The sequence below is a fragment of the Nocardioides sp. genome, from assembly GCF_050246775.1.
Taxonomy (GTDB): domain Bacteria; phylum Actinomycetota; class Actinomycetes; order Propionibacteriales; family Nocardioidaceae; genus Nocardioides.
This window is the reverse complement of sequence record NZ_JBFWVK010000001.1, coordinates 403,625-420,689: the sequence shown is the minus strand read 5'-3', so window position 1 is coordinate 420,689 and position 17,065 is coordinate 403,625. Positions and strand designations below refer to the sequence as shown.

At 69.9% G+C, this 17,065-nt stretch carries 20 protein-coding genes; 8 read left to right on the top strand and 12 right to left on the bottom strand.

Annotated features, from left to right (window positions below; all coding sequences use genetic code 11):
- Window positions 1–39: 39 nt before the first annotated feature.
- The gene (locus tag AB7I40_RS02115) at window positions 40–1,131 is read left to right on the top strand and encodes an ABC transporter ATP-binding protein (protein ID WP_428343388.1); all 1,092 of its coding nucleotides are present in this window, start codon (window positions 40–42) and stop codon (window positions 1,129–1,131) included.
- A 36-nt stretch (window positions 1,132–1,167) separates the two neighbouring features.
- On the opposite strand, the gene AB7I40_RS02110 is transcribed toward AB7I40_RS02115, so the two are convergent.
- On the bottom strand, window positions 1,168–2,094 hold the full coding sequence (locus tag AB7I40_RS02110) for an alpha/beta fold hydrolase (RefSeq protein ID WP_428343387.1): 927 nt from the start codon (window positions 2,092–2,094) through the stop codon (window positions 1,168–1,170).
- 78 nt (window positions 2,095–2,172) lie between these two features.
- Here AB7I40_RS02110 and AB7I40_RS02105 point away from each other — a divergent pair, with 78 nt between their 5' ends.
- On the top strand, window positions 2,173–2,988 hold the full coding sequence (locus tag AB7I40_RS02105) for a lipase family alpha/beta hydrolase (RefSeq protein ID WP_428343386.1): 816 nt from the start codon (window positions 2,173–2,175) through the stop codon (window positions 2,986–2,988).
- 19 nt (window positions 2,989–3,007) lie between these two features.
- Here the strand turns inward: AB7I40_RS02105 and glpX are convergent, their stop codons facing one another.
- The 5 genes from glpX to AB7I40_RS02080 are packed head-to-tail and all read right to left on the bottom strand — an operon-like array spanning window position 3,008 to window position 7,002.
- The gene (gene glpX, locus AB7I40_RS02100) at window positions 3,008–4,015 is read right to left on the bottom strand and encodes a class II fructose-bisphosphatase (RefSeq protein WP_428343385.1); all 1,008 of its coding nucleotides are present in this window, start codon (window positions 4,013–4,015) and stop codon (window positions 3,008–3,010) included.
- An 18-nt stretch (window positions 4,016–4,033) separates the two neighbouring features.
- A complete protein-coding gene (locus tag AB7I40_RS02095) occupies window positions 4,034–5,023 on the bottom strand; it encodes a sulfate/molybdate ABC transporter ATP-binding protein (protein WP_428343384.1) in 990 nt (329 codons plus the stop codon).
- A complete protein-coding gene (locus AB7I40_RS02090) occupies window positions 5,020–5,847 on the bottom strand; it encodes an ABC transporter permease (protein ID WP_428347911.1) in 828 nt (275 codons plus the stop codon). Before AB7I40_RS02090 ends, AB7I40_RS02095 begins: the two co-directional genes overlap by 4 nt.
- Window positions 5,844–6,605: a molybdate ABC transporter substrate-binding protein gene (gene modA / locus AB7I40_RS02085; RefSeq protein ID WP_428346584.1), complete on the bottom strand. Its 762-nt coding sequence runs from the start codon at window positions 6,603–6,605 to the stop codon at window positions 5,844–5,846. The genes AB7I40_RS02090 and modA overlap by 4 nt, the downstream gene beginning before the upstream one ends.
- A 1-nt stretch (window position 6,606) precedes the next feature.
- Complete coding sequence (locus AB7I40_RS02080; RefSeq protein ID WP_428346585.1) at window positions 6,607–7,002, bottom strand: TOBE domain-containing protein; 396 nt, start codon at window positions 7,000–7,002, stop codon at window positions 6,607–6,609.
- A gap of 109 nt (window positions 7,003–7,111) precedes the next feature.
- Between AB7I40_RS02080 and AB7I40_RS02075 the strand changes: the two genes are divergently transcribed.
- The gene (locus tag AB7I40_RS02075; RefSeq protein ID WP_428346586.1) at window positions 7,112–7,660 is read left to right on the top strand and encodes a DUF4245 domain-containing protein; all 549 of its coding nucleotides are present in this window, start codon (window positions 7,112–7,114) and stop codon (window positions 7,658–7,660) included.
- Between the two features lie 7 nt (window positions 7,661–7,667).
- Here AB7I40_RS02075 and AB7I40_RS02070 read toward each other — a convergent pair whose 3' ends face one another.
- Together AB7I40_RS02070 and xseA are read right to left on the bottom strand one after the other, a co-directional pair.
- Complete coding sequence (locus tag AB7I40_RS02070; RefSeq protein ID WP_428346587.1) at window positions 7,668–7,874, bottom strand: exodeoxyribonuclease VII small subunit; 207 nt, start codon at window positions 7,872–7,874, stop codon at window positions 7,668–7,670.
- Window positions 7,867–9,126, bottom strand: coding sequence for an exodeoxyribonuclease VII large subunit (gene xseA / locus AB7I40_RS02065; RefSeq protein ID WP_428346588.1), 1,260 nt, complete (start codon window positions 9,124–9,126; stop codon window positions 7,867–7,869). Before xseA ends, AB7I40_RS02070 begins: the two co-directional genes overlap by 8 nt.
- 71 nt (window positions 9,127–9,197) lie before the next feature.
- On the opposite strand from xseA, the gene AB7I40_RS02060 reads away from it, so the two are divergent.
- Window positions 9,198–10,208, top strand: a complete 1,011-nt coding sequence (locus tag AB7I40_RS02060; RefSeq protein ID WP_428346589.1) for a 4-hydroxy-3-methylbut-2-enyl diphosphate reductase — start codon at window positions 9,198–9,200, stop codon at window positions 10,206–10,208.
- On the top strand, window positions 10,208–10,831 hold the full coding sequence (locus AB7I40_RS02055; RefSeq protein WP_428346590.1) for an L-threonylcarbamoyladenylate synthase: 624 nt from the start codon (window positions 10,208–10,210) through the stop codon (window positions 10,829–10,831). The genes AB7I40_RS02060 and AB7I40_RS02055 overlap by 1 nt, the downstream gene beginning before the upstream one ends.
- A 3-nt stretch (window positions 10,832–10,834) precedes the next feature.
- Here the strand turns inward: AB7I40_RS02055 and AB7I40_RS02050 are convergent, their stop codons facing one another.
- The 4 genes from AB7I40_RS02050 to AB7I40_RS02035 all read right to left on the bottom strand — a co-directional run bounded on the left by AB7I40_RS02050 (window position 10,835) and on the right by AB7I40_RS02035 (window position 14,503).
- Window positions 10,835–11,248 carry a DUF6542 domain-containing protein gene (locus AB7I40_RS02050; RefSeq protein ID WP_428346591.1) on the bottom strand — a complete coding sequence of 138 codons (414 nt, stop codon included), beginning with the start codon at window positions 11,246–11,248 and terminating at the stop codon, window positions 10,835–10,837.
- Window positions 11,249–11,269: 21 nt separating this feature from the next.
- Window positions 11,270–12,340 carry a DNA recombination protein RmuC gene (locus tag AB7I40_RS02045; protein WP_428346592.1) on the bottom strand — a complete coding sequence of 357 codons (1,071 nt, stop codon included), beginning with the start codon at window positions 12,338–12,340 and terminating at the stop codon, window positions 11,270–11,272.
- Between the two features lie 35 nt (window positions 12,341–12,375).
- Complete coding sequence (locus AB7I40_RS02040) at window positions 12,376–13,431, bottom strand: lysylphosphatidylglycerol synthase domain-containing protein (RefSeq protein WP_428346593.1); 1,056 nt, start codon at window positions 13,429–13,431, stop codon at window positions 12,376–12,378.
- A gap of 97 nt (window positions 13,432–13,528) precedes the next feature.
- On the bottom strand, window positions 13,529–14,503 hold the full coding sequence (locus AB7I40_RS02035; RefSeq protein ID WP_428346594.1) for an NAD(P)-dependent alcohol dehydrogenase: 975 nt from the start codon (window positions 14,501–14,503) through the stop codon (window positions 13,529–13,531).
- Between the two features lie 89 nt (window positions 14,504–14,592).
- Between AB7I40_RS02035 and AB7I40_RS02030 the strand changes: the two genes are divergently transcribed.
- The 3 genes from AB7I40_RS02030 (at window position 14,593) to AB7I40_RS02020 (ending at window position 17,053) form a co-directional block, all read left to right on the top strand.
- Window positions 14,593–15,255 (top strand): TetR/AcrR family transcriptional regulator, encoded by a 663-nt coding sequence (locus AB7I40_RS02030; RefSeq protein WP_428346595.1) that lies wholly within the window; start codon window positions 14,593–14,595, stop codon window positions 15,253–15,255.
- Between the two features lie 37 nt (window positions 15,256–15,292).
- On the top strand, window positions 15,293–15,637 hold the full coding sequence (locus AB7I40_RS02025; RefSeq protein WP_428346596.1) for a cupin domain-containing protein: 345 nt from the start codon (window positions 15,293–15,295) through the stop codon (window positions 15,635–15,637).
- A 69-nt stretch (window positions 15,638–15,706) separates the two neighbouring features.
- Window positions 15,707–17,053, top strand: coding sequence for a DUF222 domain-containing protein (locus AB7I40_RS02020; protein WP_428346597.1), 1,347 nt, complete (start codon window positions 15,707–15,709; stop codon window positions 17,051–17,053).
- The last annotated feature ends 12 nt before the right edge of the window (window positions 17,054–17,065 follow it).

The window sequence follows — 17,065 nt, the reverse complement described above, 5'->3', positions numbered from 1 at the left end:
GTCCGGCTCGTTCCAGCCGGTGGAAGGAATTACCTCACCATGGCATCAGTAACTTTCGACAAGGCTCAGCGCTGGTATCCCGGAGCTGACAAGCCCACCGTCCCAGGCATCGACCTGGAGATCGCAGACGGCGAGTTCATGGTCCTGGTCGGGCCCTCCGGTTGTGGCAAGTCCACGACCCTGAGGATGCTCGCGGGGCTCGAGGAGATCAACGCCGGCCACATCTTCATCGGCGACCGCGACGTCACCAAGGTTCCGCCGAAGGACCGCGACATCGCGATGGTCTTCCAGAACTACGCGCTCTACCCGCACATGACCGTCGCGGACAACATGGCCTTCGCGCTCAAGACGGCCAAGGTGGCGCCCGCTGAGCGGCAGAAGCGCGTGGAGGAGGCGGCCAAGATCCTGGGGCTGACCGAGTTCCTTGAGCGCAAGCCCAAGGCCCTGTCCGGTGGCCAGCGCCAGCGCGTGGCGATGGGCCGCGCGATCGTCCGCAACCCGCAGGTGTTCTGCATGGACGAGCCGCTGTCGAACCTCGACGCCAAGATGCGCGTGCAGACCCGCACCGACATCGCCAAGCTGCAGTCCGACCTCGGCGTCACCACGGTCTACGTCACCCACGACCAGGTCGAGGCCATGACGATGGGCGACCGGGTCGCGGTCATGAAGCTCGGCGAGCTCATGCAGGTCGACACCCCGCTGCGGCTCTACGACAAGCCGGTCAACCTGTTCGTGGCCGGCTTCATCGGCTCCCCGCAGATGAACCTGATGGAGGCGCGCGCCGTCGAGGGCAAGGCTCAGATCGGCGACTACCTCGTCCCGGTCGACCCGGCCGCTTCGAAGCAGCTCGGCGCCGGACACAAGAACATCACCGTCGGTGTGCGTCCCGAGGCTTGGCGCCTGGTCTCGCAGGCCGAGGGTGGCCTGCCGGTGAAGGTCACGGTGGTCGAGGAGCTCGGCTCCGACGGCTTCGTCTACGGCACCAGTGGTGTCGAGGGCACGCCGGCCAACATCATCGTGCGCGTCAGTGGCCGCGACAAGGTCCACAAGGGCGACACGATCTACGTGACCACCGACCCGACGAGTGTCCACGTCTTCGACACCGACACCGGAGAACGCCTCAGCGACTGACCCGCTGCTGGAACTGCCGAACGGCCGGCCGCCCCGTCACCGGGAGCGGTCGGCCGTTCGTCGTACGACGTCGGTGATCTGCTCGAACAGGGCGTCCGGCACGTCATGTCCCATGCCCGGGATGAGCACGAGCTCGGAGCCGCGCAGCGCCTTGGCGGTGGCTCGCCCTCCCGAGACGTGCACCATGCGGTCACTCAGGCCGTGGATCACGGCACTGGGGGCGCTCACGGCTCCGAGGGCCTGGGTGCGGTTGGGCTGGGTGAGCACGGCCAGCATGTGGCGGACCACGCCGGTGGCGCTGAAGCCCCGGTCCCAGGTGACCGCGGCGCGGTCGAGGGCGTGCTGCGGCGACTCGGGGTAGCCGGGTGAGCTGATCTTCTTCCAGAAGCCGGCCGAGTTGGCCATGTAGACCTCGCGGCCGCCCTTGCGCGGAGCGAGCAGGGCCGGCATCAGCTTGGGGTCCTGCCAGCCGACTCGGCGACTTCCGGTGGTGGACATGATCGAGACCAGGGACTGCACCCGCTCGGGGTGCTCGACAGCCAGGGTCTGGGCGATCATGCCGCCCATCGAGATGCCGCACACGTGTGCCTTCTCGATGCCGAGCTGGTCGAGGATGGCCAGGCCGTCCTCGCCCATCCGGCCCAGGGAGTACGGCGCGGACACCGGCCGACCCGCGAAGGCGCGCAGCACATGGGCCTTCGTCACGTGGTGCTGCTTGAGCTTGGTGGAGCGACCGGTGTCGCGATTGTCGTAGCGGATCACGAAGAAGCCCTTGGAGGCCAGGAGCTTGCAGAACCCGGGGTCCCACCAGGTCATCGGTCCGCCGAGGCCCATCACGAGCAGCACGGCTTCGTCCTCCGGCGTACCGAAGGTCTGGTAGCAGATCTGCACGCCATCGCTGACGGTGACGAACTGCTCCTCGGAGACGGCGGGTTCGGCTGGTATCCGGGACGGCGTGGTCATGCTCCTAGTGAACACGATCCAACGTCTGGGGTGACTAGATGCCTGCATTTTCCACCTATTGGGCTTAGCGTTGAGCCTGTGAAAACGCCGACCGCGTCCTTTCTGCTGCCCAGCGGATTCGCTCCGCCGGGAGCCGGCGCGGTGCTGCGTGAGCTGAGTTCGCTCTCCGAGGTGGGCCGCGCCAGCGTGCGCCGGGCCTCCGACGTCGTCACGCGCGGGTCGGCGATCTCCGGCGGGGACGGTGGGCCGGTGTTGCTGATCCCGGGGTTCATGGCCGGGGATCCGACGCTGTCGGTGCTGGCCCGCCACCTGCGCGGCCAGGGGTATCGGACCTACCGCTCCAGCATCCTGGCGAATGTCTCGTGCACCTGGCGCACCTCGCGCCTGATCGAGACCCGCCTGGAGTCGATCGTCGAGCGGCGCGCCACGAAGGTCCGCATCGTCGGCCACAGCCTGGGTGGCATGCTCGCCCGGGTCCTCGCCGTACGACGGCCCGACCTGGTCTCCGGCATCGTCACCCTGGGCAGCCCGGTGCTCGCTCCCGCGGCCCATCACGCGGTCCTGGGCTCCCACCTGGAGTTCCTGCTCCTGCTGAGCCGCTACGGCGTCCCCCAGGTGATGACGCCGGACTGTGTGGGCGGCGACTGCGCCCGCCAGAGCTTCAGCGAGATGAGCTCCCCGCTCGCTGAGGACATCGGGTTCACAGCCCTGTACTCGCGGCGCGACGGCATCGTGGACTGGCGGGCTTGCCTCGACCCGTCAGCCGAGCACGTCCAGGTGCCCAGCTCCCACATCGGGATGGCGTTCGACCCGCGCACCCACGACGCGGTCACCCGGGCGCTGGGCGCTCAGGGTGCCGGTGAGTCCGGCGCCGCCCTGGGCGACGTCGGCTGAGCGACACCTGCGCGGTTGCCTATTCGAAGTCGATGGCGGCGTAGGCCTGCAGCTTCGAGAGCCGGTGCTCGGAGAGGATGTTGCGGATGGTGCCGCTGCGCGAGCGCATCACCAGCGAGTGGGTCGTGGCGCTGCCGCCGCGGTAGCGGACTCCACGCATGAGCTCGCCGTCGGTGATGCCGGTGGCGACGAAGAAGCAGTCGTCCCCGGTCACCAGGTCGTCGGTGGACAGCACGTGGTCGGGGTCGAGGTTGTGGCCGGCGTCGAGGGCGCGCTGCCGTTCGTCGTCGTCCTTGGGCCACAGCCGGCCCTGGATGGTGCCGCCGATGCACTTCATGGCACAGGCGGCGATGATGCCCTCCGGGGTGCCCCCGATGCCCAGCAGCAGGTCGATGCCGGTGTCGGGGCGGGCCGCCATGATGGCGCCTGCCACATCGCCGTCGAGGATGTACTTGATCCGTGCGCCCGTGGCCCGGATCTCGGCGGCCAGCGGGGCGTGCCGCTCCCGGTCGAGCAGGACGACGGTCACGTCGAGCGGGGAGGATCCCTTGGCCTTGGCGACCCGGTGGATGTTCTCGGCCACCGGCAGCCGGATGTCGACCACGTCAGCGGCTTCGGGGCCGGTGACGAGCTTCTCCATGTAGAAGACTGCCGAGGGGTCGTACATCGAGCCGCGTGGCGAGACCGCCAGCACCGAGATGGCGTTGTTCATGCCCTTGGCGGTCAACGTGGTGCCGTCGATCGGGTCGACGGCCACGTCGCACTCCGGACCGGTGCCGTCGCCGACCTTCTCGCCGTTGAACAGCATCGGGGCGTCGTCCTTCTCGCCCTCGCCGATCACGACCGTGCCGGCCATGCCGATGCTGGAGATCATGACGCGCATGGCGTTGACCGCGACACCGTCGGCGTCGTTCTTGTCGCCCCGCCCGACCCACCGGCCGGCGGCCATGGCGGCAGCCTCGGTGACGCGGACGAGCTCCAGGGCGAGGTTGCGATCGGGCGACTCAGGCGCGGGGGAGAGGGGCATGGCCGCATCGTAACGGAGTCATTGCCCGTTGCCCGACGGGTAGCGACGCACCGCAGTCGCCTTGACCGAGAGCCAGACCTCACGTCCTGGGGTGAGCGCGAGCTCGGTGGCGGCCTCCGGGGTGACATCGGCGATGAGGTCCGGCTCGGCATGCACGAGCACCCGGATCGCGGCGCCGTGGGGAGCGATGTCGGCCACGGTGCCACGCCAACGCAGCCGGGGCGAGCCGACCGGTTCCTCGATGGACACGTTGACCGTGTCCGGGGTGAACGCCATCAGATCCGCCTCGAGGTCCTCCTCGCTCGAGGCGGCTGAGACGACGTTCAGGCCCACGAGGCGGGCCACGTGCTCGGTGCGTGGCCGCTGGGCCACCTCGCTCGGGGTGCCGTACTGCGCCACCGAGCCTGCGTCGAGCACCAGCACCCGGTCGGCGATGGTCAGCGCATCGATGGCGTCGTGGGTGATCAGCAGCGTGATCCCGGCGTACGAGGCGAGGTGGTGCGCAAGCTCGATCCGCAGGGCGGTGGCCACCTTGACGTCGAGGCCGGCCATCGGCTCGTCGAGCAGGAGCAGCTGCGGCTCGGTGGCCAGGGCCCGCGCGATCGAGACCCGTTGGGCCTGTCCGCCGGAGAGCTGGCCGGGCTTGCGTCCGGCGAGGTCGGCGATGCCGAAGCGCTCGAGCCAGCCCAGGGCCCGCGCCTCGGCGTCGCGTCGCGGGACTCCTCGGGCGCGCGGGCCGAAGGCGACGTTGGCGAGCGCCGTGAGGTGCGGGAAGAGCAGCTGGTGCTGGAAGACCAGCCCGATGTTGCGCTCACGGGCTGGAAGGTCGAGCAGCTCGACGCCGTCGAGCTCGGCCCGACCGGTGGCCGGCACGAGGCCGGACAGAGCGCGGACCAGGCTGGACTTGCCGGCGCCGTTGGGTCCGATGACGGCGATCGTCTGGCCCGCCTGCGCTGTCAGGTCGACCTGGACCCGGCCAGGGACGCTGAGCGACACCTCCAACGTCATGGGGTCCCCAACCATCGCTCGCGCAGCGCGAGCAGGACGCCGATCGACACCACCAGCATCACGAGGCTGAGCGCGAGGGCGGCGTCCTGGTCGGACTGCCGGGTGACGTAGATCAGCGTGGGCATGGTCTGGGTGGTCCCGGGGTAGTTGCCGTTGAACGTGATGGTGGCGCCGAACTCACCCAGCGACCTGGCCCAGCCCAGGACCATCCCGGCCAGGATCCCGGGCAGCGCGAGCGGCACGGTCACCCGGCGAAACGTCGTCCACCGGGTGGCGCCCAGCGTGGCGGCGGCGGCGTCGTACTCCCGGTCGGCCGAGCGGAGCGCCCCCTCGATCGCGATCACCACGAACGGCATGGAGACGAAGACGTGGGCCAGCACGACACCCCAGGTGGTGTAGGGGAAGCTGAACCCGGTGACGTCCAGCAGCGGCTCCCCGAGGAACCCGGTGCGGCCGAACGCGGTGCGCAGCGCCACGCCGGCGACGACGGGGGGAAGCACCAGGGGCACCGTCACAGTGGCGCGAAGGACGGCGCGTCCGCGGAACTCGACCCGGGCCAGCAGCCAGGCCAACGGCAGGCCGAGCACCAGACACACCACCATGGCCACCGTCGCGGTCACCAGCGAGAGCCACAGGGCATCGCGGAGGGGTTCGGAGCGCAGCTCGGTGCCCAGCTCACCCCAGTTGGTGGCCGCCACCATGGTGGCCAACGGGATGACGAGCAGGGCGACCGCGATGCCGGCGGGCAGCAGGAGCAGTGCCGGTGGTCGGCCGAGCGGGTCGTGCCCGACCCGGACCGGCGCGAGCCTCGTGGAGGACCTCACGGCACGGTGAACCCGGCGTCGGTCATCGTCTGCTGACCGGCCTCCGAGGTGACCAGGTCGATCCAGTCGGAGGCCAGCGTCGCGTCGGAGGACTGCGCGAGCGCAGCGATGAAGTACGTCGTGAGGGCGTCCTCGGCGCCGTCGATCTCGACGACGTCCACCGCGGCGCCGGCGGCGATCGCGTCACTGGAGTAGACCAGGCCGGCGTCCGCCTCCCCAGAGGTGACCTTCTCCAGGGTGGACTTCACGTCGGGCTCGAGACTGGCGGCCTTCGCGGTGACCGACTGGGCGTCGAGCAGCGCGACCGCCACGCGACCGCACGGGACGTCGTCTGCGCACCGCACCCACGTGGTGCCGTCGAGGTCGGCGAGGGACGCGATGCCGTCGGGGTTCCCCGGCGCCGTCACGATCACGAGCTTGTTGGTCGCGAACGGGACCGGGTCCTGCGCGGTGACCTGGGCGTCCTGGGCGACCTGCATGGACGCCTCGTCCGCGGTGGCCAGTACGTCGCCAGGGGCTCCGTCGGCCGCCGACTCGGCCAGGTCGGTGCTGGAACCGAACGACAGCACCACCTCGACCCCGTCGTGATCAGCCTCGAAGTCGGACGCGAACGCCGTGAAGACCTCGGTCAGCGACGACGCGGCCAGCACGGTGAGCTTGTCGGAGCCGCCCCTGCTCCCCGAGTCACCACCGTCGTCGCCTCCGCACCCCGCCAACGCCAGCAGCACGACGAGGGGCAGCAGTGTGAGCTTCTTCATCTCACGGCCTCTCGACGACGACGTTGGTGGACTTGACCGAGGCGAACGCGCGAGCACCGGGAACCAGACCGAGCTCGTCGGCGGCGTCACTGCTCATCAGCGACACCATCCGGAACGGTCCGCAGATCAGCTCGACCTGGGCCATCACGGTGTCCTTCTTGACCCGGACCACGATCCCGGCGAGCCGGTTGCGTGCACTGACGGCGGCCGCACGCGTGCGCTCGCGATCGGGATGATCGGCCAGCGACTCCGCCAGCGAGGCGAGGGCGACGCCGTCGATGACGGTCAGGTTGCCCTCGTGCTCTGCTGGCAGGCGACCTGCCTCGACCCAGCGCCGTACGGTGTCATCGCTCACGCCGAGCAGCTCTGCTGCTTCGGCAACTCGGTAGGAGTTCACGCCTCCAGTGTGCCGCATGTGCGGCGTGATCGCACTCGATGACCCGCGAATGCGGAAGTTGGCACACCCTGGCGCTGTCGATGTGGCACCGGTTGCGAGGATGGTGGGCGTGAGTGAACAGTCAGGGCGCTACCAGCGGTCGATGTCCGGCATGGTCGGTGCCCTCGTCGTGACCCTGGTGGCCATCGCCGCGTTCGTCGCCTGGCGGGCGCTCAACCGCAACGACGTCGACGTCCGGCCCGAGGCGGTCGACTACCTGGCCAGCGTCAGCTACCTGCAGGAGGCCGGCAGGACGATCGTGTATCCCCCGAGCCTGCCGAAGGGCTGGACGGCGACGAGCGCGAACTACGGGACCGGCCGCGACCTCAGCTGGGACATGGGTGCCCTGACGGCTTCGGACGAGTTCGCGGGCGTGCGTCAGGAGGACGCCTCCGTGGACCAGCTCGTGAGTGACTATGTCGACCCCAACGCCGAGGAGGGCGAGGCGGTGCAGGTCGACGGCGCGGTGGCCACGACCTGGCGCTCGTTCTCCGACGACGGTGGTGACTTCGCGCTCGTCGCGGAGCTGCGCGAGGAGACGGTGCTGGTCTACGGCAGCGCCGACCCGGATGAGATCGAGGCTCTCGCTGCCTCGCTGGTCACAACGCCCCTGCAGTGAGCGGTCCTCAGCCGTCGGGCTCGATGGCGGCATCGAGACGTTTGCGCGCACCGTCCAGCCAGTCCTGGCAGATCCGGGCGAGCTGCTCGCCGCGCTCCCACAGGGCCAGCGACTCCTCGAGCGTCGTGCCGCCCTGCTCGAGACTGCGCACCACCTCGATCAGCTCGTCGCGCGCGGCTTCGTAGCTGGGGGGTGCGGTCTGCTTCTCAGCCATGCTCTTCTCGGCTTTCGTCTGGGACATCGATCAGTTCGCTCGTCGTGCTGGTGGCATGGATCCGGCCGTCCAGGACCCGGACGGACAGGGCCTGGCCCGACCCGACCCCGGCTGCACTTGTGATGACCTGCCCGTCGGCGTCCTGCAGCACGGAGTAGCCCCGTTGCAGGGTGGCCAGCGGGGACAGGGCTCGCGCACGGGCCAAGTGGTGACCTATGTCGTCGGCGGCCCGGTCGAGGTGGTGCGACAGGGTGCGCCGGGCGCGGTCGACCAGCAGACCGACCTCCACGGAACGCTCATCGAGCAGGGTGCGCGGGTCAGCCATCGACGGCCGGGAGCGGATGGCGTCGAGCGAATGCTGCTCGCGGGCGATCCGCTGGTGGATGGCCGCGCGGCTGCGCGCCACCATCGCCGCCACCCCGGCGGTCTCCTCGGCCATGTCCGGCACCACCCGCTTGGCGGCGTCGGTCGGGGTCGAGGCCCGCCAGTCGGCCACCAGGTCCAGCAGCGGGGCGTCGGGCTCGTGGCCGATCGCCGAGACGACCGGGGTGCGCGCGGCATGCACGGCGCGCAGCAGGGCCTCGTCGGAGAACGGCAGCAGGTCCTCCACGGACCCGCCTCCCCGGGCGATCACGATGACGTCGACCTCGACAGCCTTGTCGAGGCGGGCCAGGGCGTCGATCACCTCGGCGGCCGAGCGCGGCCCCTGCATGGCGGCGTGGGCGACCACGAAGCGGACCGCCGGCCACCGCCGTGCGGCGTTGTCCAGGACGTCTCGCTCTGCGGCGGAGTTGGGCGCCGTGATGAGGCCGACCCGCGTGGGCAGGAACGGCAGGTCCCGCTTGAGGGCGGGGTCGAACAACCCCTCAGCCGCCAGCAGTTGACGCCGCCTCTCCAGGCGCGCCAGCAGCTCGCCGAGCCCGACCATCCGGATGTCGCGGGCGTAGAGCGACAGGGTGCCGCGGTTGGCGTAGTACGACGGCTTCGCATTGACCACGACGCTGGCCCCCTCCACGACCGGAGGGTTGAGGGAGTCGAACAGGGTGCGCGAGCAGGTGACCGGGATCGAGATGTCGGCGACGGTGTCGCGCAGGGTCATGAAGACGGTGTTCATGCCTTGGCGACGGTTGACCTGGGCGATCTGGCCCTCGACCCACACCGCGCCGAGCCGGTCGACGTACTGCGAGATGGCGTTGGCCACGGCCCGCACGGGAGCGGGTGCCTCGAGGGTGGCGTCGCGCAGCGTGGGCATGCAGGCGAGCCTAGAGGAGGTGGCCGACAAGGAAGCGGGCCTGCGCCCGAGGAGTCACTAGACTGGGGACTATGACCACCCAGCTCGGCACCCCCTCCATCCTGTCGCCCGATGAGGCCAAGGCGGTCCTGCTCGCGGCCCCTCGCGGCTACTGCGCGGGGGTGGACCGGGCCGTGATCACGGTGGAGAAGGCTCTGGACCTGTACGGCGCCCCCGTCTACGTGCGCAAGCAGATCGTCCACAACAAGCACGTGGTGGCCGATCTGGAGAGCCGCGGCGCGATCTTCGTCGAGGAGATCGAGGAGGTGCCGACCGGCGAGACCGTCGTGTTCTCGGCCCACGGGGTGTCGCCGGAGGTGCACCGGCAGGCCGAGGAGCGCGAGCTCAAGACCATCGATGCGACCTGCCCGTTGGTCACCAAGGTGCACCACGAGGCCAAGCGCTTCGCCGCCGACGACTACGACATCCTCCTCATCGGGCACGAGGGCCACGAGGAGGTCGAGGGCACCGCAGGTGAGGCCCCCGAGCACATCCAGCTCGTGCAGAGTCCCGACGACGTCGCCGGCATCGTGGTGCGCGACCCGGCCAGGGTGGCGTGGTTGTCGCAGACCACGCTCTCGGTCGACGAGACGATGGCGACCGTCGAGGCCATCCGCGCCCGGTTCCCGCTCCTGCTCGACCCGCCCAGCGATGACATCTGCTACGCGACCCAGAACCGGCAGCTCGCGGTCAAGGAGATCGCCCCCGGAGCCGACCTGGTGATCGTGGTGGGGTCGGGCAACTCCTCCAACTCGGTGCGGCTGGTCGAGGTGGCGCTGGAGGCGGGTGCCGCGGCCTCCTACCGCGTCGATGACGCCTCCGAGATCGACGAGGCCTGGCTCGAGGGGGTGTCGACGGTCTCGGTGACCTCCGGCGCCTCTGTGCCCGAGGCGCTCGTCGACGGGGTGCTGCAGTTCCTTGCCGAGCGCGGCTTCCCCGATGCGAAGGCGGTGCACTCCGCCGAGGAGTCCCTCATCTTCGCCCTGCCGCCGGAGTTGCGCCGCGACCTCAAGGCGGCCCAGAGTGCCGCGCGTGACAGCTGATGGCCCGCTACCTCGATCTGCACCCGGAGAACCCTCAGCAACGAGTCGTCGACCAGGTCGTGGCTGCACTGCGCGACGATGCCCTGATCGCCTACCCCACGGACTCCGGCTACGCACTGGGCTGCCAGCTGGGAAACCGGGACGGCCGTGACCGGATCCTGCGGATCCGCGATCTCGACGAACACCACCACTTCACGCTGGTCTGCAAGGACTTCTCCCAGCTGGGGCAGTTCGTGCACGTGGACAACGCCTCGTTCCGGGCGATCAAGTCCGCGACCCCCGGGCCCTACACATTCATCCTGCCGGCCACCCGCGAGGTGCCCCGCCGACTCATGCATGCCAAGAAGAAGACCGTCGGGGTCCGCATCCCGGACCATGTCGTCGCGTGCGCGATCCTCGAGACGCTGGGGGAGCCGCTGCTGAGCTCGACCCTGATCCTGCCGGGTGAGACTGAGCCCCGGACGTCAGGCTGGGAGATCAAGGAGGAGCTCGATCACGTGGTCGACATCGTGATCGAGGCGGGGGAGACCCCCGCCCAGCCGACCACCGTCGTGGACTGGTCCGAGGGTGTGCCGGAGATCCTTCGGTACGGCGCCGGTGACCCGAGTCGCTTCGAGGTGTGAGCCTCAGCTCGTGAGCGTCGAGCGGGACAGGAACCGCTGACGGGTCGCGAGCGTGGCCAGGCACAGCGCATAGCCGATGATCAGGGCTCCGGCGTGCGTCGCGAGGCCGGTGATCACCGCCTGGACCAGGCTGTCGCCCTGCTGGGCGACCGAACCGGGGGAGACCACCCCGAGCAGGGCGAAGACGGCCACCATGAGAAGTGGAGGCAGCACGCCGACGGTGAAGAAGTCACTGGGCCGCACGGCCAGGGCAAGGCCCAGGCACAGGGCGACGAAGCACAGGTCGAAGAAGAGGCTCAGGTGGTCACCCAGGGCCAGATCGATCACCACGGCAGTGAGCGTGCAGGCAAGGCCGAGGACGATGACCTGTCGTCCCGGCTCGCTGCCTTCTTCCCACAGGGTGCGCGCGTGGCTCACGAGCCCACCGTAGGCATTTCGTCACGCTCCGTGGGCACGGCGCGCCGCATCGAGGTCGACAGGGCTGTCGGGGGCAGTGCCGACGGCGCGTGCCGCGACGTCGAGCTGGCGGGGCGCGGGGAGGTCGTCGCCGGTGACCCCGAGCTCGCTGAACCTGCGGGCACTGACCAGCACCCGGCTCTCCAGGGACCCCACGGCCTGGTTGTAGTGACCCACGGCCGCGTTGAGCGAACGGCCCAGGGCGTCGACGTGCGAGCTCATCCGCACGAGCCGCTCGTGCAGCTCGCGACCCAGGTCGTGGATCTCCTGGGCCTGAGCGGCCAGGGTCTCGTGCTGCCAGCCGTGGGCGACCGTCTTGAGCAGGGCGATGAGGGTGGTCGGCGTCGCCAGCACGACGCGGCGCTGCGCGGCGTACTCGATCAGGGCGGCGTCGGCCTCGAGGGCCGCGGACAGGAACGACTCGCCGGGCACGAACAGCACCACGAACTCGGGGCTCTGCGGCAGAGAGCGCCAGTAGCGCTTGGCGCCCAACTGGTCGATGTGGGTGCGGAACTGGCGGGCATGGCGCACCAGGTGCAGCGCGCGGGTCTCGTCGTCATCGCTGCCGGTGGCATCCAGGAAGGCGTCGAGCGGGACCTTCGAGTCGATCACCAGGCACTTGCCGCCGCTGAGACGCACCACCATGTCGGGGCGGAGGGCGCCGTCGTCGAGCTGGACCTGCTCCTCGAAGTCACAGCGCTCGACCAGCCCGGCCAGCTCCACGGCCCGCTTGAGATGGAGCTCGCCCCACCGGCCCCGCACCTGCGGGCGGCGCAGTGCCGTGGACAGGGTCACGGTCTCTCGGCGCAACGTCTCGGTGGAGGCCCGCATGTCCTGGACCTGCTGGTTGAGCTCGCCCTGCCAGCTCGAACGCTGGTGGTCGAGCTCGCGCATCTGGTCACTGATGCGGTCGAGGCTCTGCAGCACCTCGGCGGTCTCGACGGCCGGCCCGATCCCGTCCTCCGCCGCCCGGGCTCGTGACCACAGCAGGCCCACGACGGCGCCCAGGGCGACTCCCAGCACCAGGGCCAGGAACAACGACACGATCTCCATGCGTCGAGCATGACGCAGGCCACCGACAGTCCGGGTCAGGCACGACCCGTCGGGAGGGCGGGACTGGCACCGGTCTGCTTCTTCACGCTGCGCCGCCACACCGCCAGTGACCCGGCCCCGAGAAGCACCGGTCCGATCAGGGTGAAGGAGCGCCAGACCACCAGAGCCGCGACGGCACTGGGCTCGAGCTGGTCCCCACCGACCTCGACGATCGTCGCCAGGAGGACGGCATCGGCGATGCCCAGGCCCATGAACGGGAACATGGTCAACGGGTAGACACAGAGGAACGCCGCGTAGATCTCGATGGCGGGCACCTCGCCGGCGCTCACCCCCACGAACCGCAGCGAGAGCAGCAGGATGGTCGCGTCGGAGAGCACCAGGCAGACCAGCCCGACCGCGCTGCGTGGGAAGCCGGCGGCGAAGGTGTCCTGCATGTCGAGGCGGAACTGCACGATGGAGGCGGCCCAGGCGTCCGGGTCGACGTTCTTCTTGATCTTTCGGGCCAGCCGGCCGGCATACAGCCCGGTCCGGCGGGCGAACTCCTCTGAGCGCAGGCCCAGGACGATCAGCGCCACGATCGTGCCGGCCACCGCGGCGCCGAGCGCCGCCGTCACGGCGTACCCGCCGTCGAAGCGGACAGGCAGGATGAGCAGGAAGCCGAGGATGGGCACCGAGAAGCGGGTGATGTAGAACGCGAGCATGTTCATCAGCGACCCGGCGATGGCTCGCGACGCCTCGATGCCCCAGGAGGTGAACATGCCGACGCGCATCACCATGTCGCCGGGAGGCGGCACCGCCACGGCTAGCAGGTGCGAGGCGAGGTCGTTGACCACCGCCCGGTAGACGCCGAGACCCCGGATGAAGAAGGCCAGGGGGAGGGCGTTGAGGAGCTGGCGCACGAACAGCATGCCGACCAGGACCAGCAGTTGCCACCAGGCGAGCTGGCCCAGTGCCTGGCCGACCGCAGACCAGTTGATCCGACCGACGAGCCGGATGATGAACCAGGCCCCGACGAAGCACACGGCCATGATCAGCAGGCGCGACAGCCAGGCGTTGCGCTGCGACCAGGTCTGCCCGGTGGTCTCGCTCATGGTGGATCTCCTCGTTCCGGCACGACAGGTTATCGCCTCATCGACCGGAACGTGACCACGCTCGCGGTGACCGTGATCGGCGGCCTGCACGAGCCGGTCAGCTCGAGCTGACCGTGATCACCACCTTGCCCCGGGCCTGGCCGTCGACGAGGCGGCGTACGGCGTCCGCAGCCTCACTGAGCTGGTAGGTCCGATCGACGGCCGGGGTCAGCCTGCCTGCCTCGATCAGGGTGGTCAGGTCCTCGAGGCTGGAGTGGTGCTCCTTGGCGACGAACATCGCCAGGCGCTGCCGGATGAACGGGGAGAGCACCACGGCCCGCAACTGCCGCCCCAGACCGGTCCACCGGCCGCCACCCTCGCCACCGACGATGACGAGCGTGCCGCTCGGGGTCAGGATCCGACGCAGGGCAGGCAGCGGCGTGTTGCCACCGGTGTCGAGGATGAGGTCGTAGCGCTCCGGGTGGCTGGTGACGTCGTCGCTCTGGTAGTCGAGGACATGATCGGCTCCGAGCTCGCGCACCAGGTCGAGCTTGGCGGTGCTGGAGACCCCCGTGACCTCGGCACCGAAGGCCTTGGCGAGCTGGACGGCAAAGGAGCCGACGCCGCCTGAGGCGCCGATCACGAGGACCTGCTGACCGGCAGCGATGCGCCCGACATCCCGCAGCCCCTGGAGGGCGGTCGGACCGGACACGGGCACCGCCGCGGCCTGTTCGAAGCTGAGGTTCGCCGGCTTGCGGGCGAGCTTGTCCTCACGGGCCGCCGCGAACTCCGCGAAGGTGCTCCTGCCGATGCCGTAGACCTCGTCACCCGGGCCGAAGCGGGTGACGTCTGCCCCGACGGACTCCACCACCCCGGCCAACTCGAGACCGCGGATCCGGTTGCGTGGAGCGCGCAGTCCCGTGGCCAGGCGAACGGCGTAGGGCTGGCCGGCCATGAGATGCCACACACCCCGGTCGACGCCGGCGGCACGGACCCTCACGAGCACCTCGCCAGGAGCGATCTCCGGAGTCTCGCTCTGCTCGAGACGCAACACGTCGGCTTCGCCGTACTGGTCCTGGACGATGGACTGCATGCTGGACTCCTGCTCGGTTCTTACGCTGTAAGGTTGACGCGAACACTAGCCATACGCTGTAAGGTTGTCAAGAACGACAGGAGTGGTGGATGCCGGGACGAACGACGGGTGCACGGGCGCCGTTGAGCCGCGAGCGGGCGGTGGCGGTGGCCGTCGGCTTGGCCGACGGAGGTGGGCTCGCGTCGCTGACGATGCGCAAGCTCGCAACCGAGCTCGGGGTGGAGGCGATGTCGCTCTACCACCACGTCGCCAACAAGGAGGACATCCTCGACGCGATGGTCGACTTCGTGTTCAGCGAGATCGAGCTCCCGGCCATCACCGCAGCCTGGCGCCCGGCCATGTGGGACCGAGCCCAGTCGGCACGCCGGGTCCTGCTGGCCCACCCGTGGGCGATCAGCCTGATGGACTCGCGTACGACGCCGGGGCTGGCCACGCTGCGTCACCACGACGCGGTTCTCGGATGCCTGCGTACGTCGGGCTTCACCGTCGCGATGGCGGCCCATGCGATCTCGCTCCTGGACAGCTATGTGCACGGCTTCGTGCTGCAGGAGGTCAGTCTGCCGTTCGACACCTCAGCCGAGCTCGACGACGTCGCGACCGGGATCCTGGAGCAGATGCCGCTGGGCGCCTTCCCCCATCTGGTGGAGATCGCCACCGAGCATGTGCTCAAGCCGGGCTACAGCTACGCAGACGAGTTCCCGTTCGGGTTGGACCTGGTCCTGGATGGGCTGGAACGGGCCCACGTCGGTTGAGGTCGGGCCTTCGTGGGCCCTTGGAGAGGAGAGCACGATGAGCAGCGAACAGGCGGCACCGCAGACGAAGGGGGTCACGGTGGAGTTCCTGTCCGCGGTCGACCTCGGCCCCGAGCTCCCGGGCCTCGAGGGGCGGCAGCTGCGGATGCGGCGGGTGACCATCGAGCCGGGTGGCGTCTTCGGCCCGGTCCACGACCACAAGGGGCGACCCGGGATCGTCTACGTGCTTGCGGGCACCATCACCGACCATCGGGACGGGATCGCCACGGACTACGGGCCGGGCGTGGGCTGGCCGGAGGACCGGAACACCCTGCACTGGCTGGAGAACAGGGGGACGGTCCCCGCGGTCGAGGTCTCGGTCGACATCGTGCTGCCGGGATAGGCGGACGGAGTTGTGCACAGGTCCGATTTGTCCATGGCATCGAACAGGCGTTCGAACTAACATCAGGGCATGACGTCCGCCGCGATCAGCGCACCCACCCAGCCTTCGACCGTGCTGGCGCGGGTGCGGGCGGCCCGGCGGGCAGCCGACGCCGCGGAGGTCGAGGTGTTGGTCGGGGCAGCGGAGTGGGCCGACAGTCATCCCACACCCCCCAACAGCGCAGGGGCGCTGGGAGATCTCCTTGTCCCAGACCTCGACTGGGATGCCCCCGCGGAGTTCGCCGCCGCCCTCGGGATGTCGACCGGGGCGGGGACCCGGTTGATCCACCACGCGTTGGAGCTGCGTCACCGCCTGCCCCGACTGTGGGCCCGGCTGCTGGCTGGTGAGGTCCAGGTCTGGCGGGCGCGCCGGATCGCTGAGCGCACCCTGCACCACCCCGACGACGTCGCCACGGGCGTTGACGCCAGCCTCTCCGCGATCGCCCACCGCATCGGCATGCTGACCGTGGACCGGCTCATCGATGAGGCACTCATCCGGCTCGATCCCGAGGAGCACGAGCTGGCCCAGCTAGAGGCTCTGGACGCGCGCTATGCCCGGTTGCACGAGGCGTCGATCAATCACACCGGCATCGCTGAGATGACTCTGCGCGCGGAGTGGAAGGACCTCAAGGACTTCGACGACACCCTGTCCGAGATCGCCGCTGCGCTGATCCCTGCTCTGGCGGCCCAGGACGTCACCGAGTCCCTGGATGTACGCCGCGCGATGGCCGTCGGCGTGCTGGCCGACCCGCGGACGGCCCTCGACCTGCTCACCCAGGTGCGCGAGACAGCCCGACCCGCTCGCCCACGCCGCGAGATGACGCTGGTCGTCCATCTCACAGACGCAGCGCTGCTGGGCAACGACCCCGTCGGTCGCTGCCAGGCGGCCCAGGGAGGCACCCGGCCCGTGCTGGAGGCCCAGGTCCGTGAGTGGTGTGCTCGCACCGACACCTTCGTGCGCGTCCAGCCCGTCATCGACCTCAACGACCACGTCCACGTCGATCAATACGAGGTTCCCGACCGGCTCAAGACCAGGCTGGAGCTGTTCCACCACCACTGCATGTTCCCGTGGTGCACCCGCCCCGCCCGCTCCTCCGACTGCGACCACGTGATCCCGCACGGGGCCGGCGGCGCCACCTGCGACTGCAATCTCGCCCCTCTGTGCCGACGACACCATCGGCTCAAGACCCTCACCCGATGGACCTACACCTGCATCGAGCCGGGCGCCTTTCTCTGGACGACACCCCAGGGCTACCGGCTGCTCCGCGACCACACGGGCACCACCGATGTCACACAGCGCCACCCCGGACGCGGGACCCGACGCCACCGTCACCGCCCGCGAGCCCCCGAGCCCACCGGCTGCCATGACGTCGCTTGAGCCGCCCGGGGG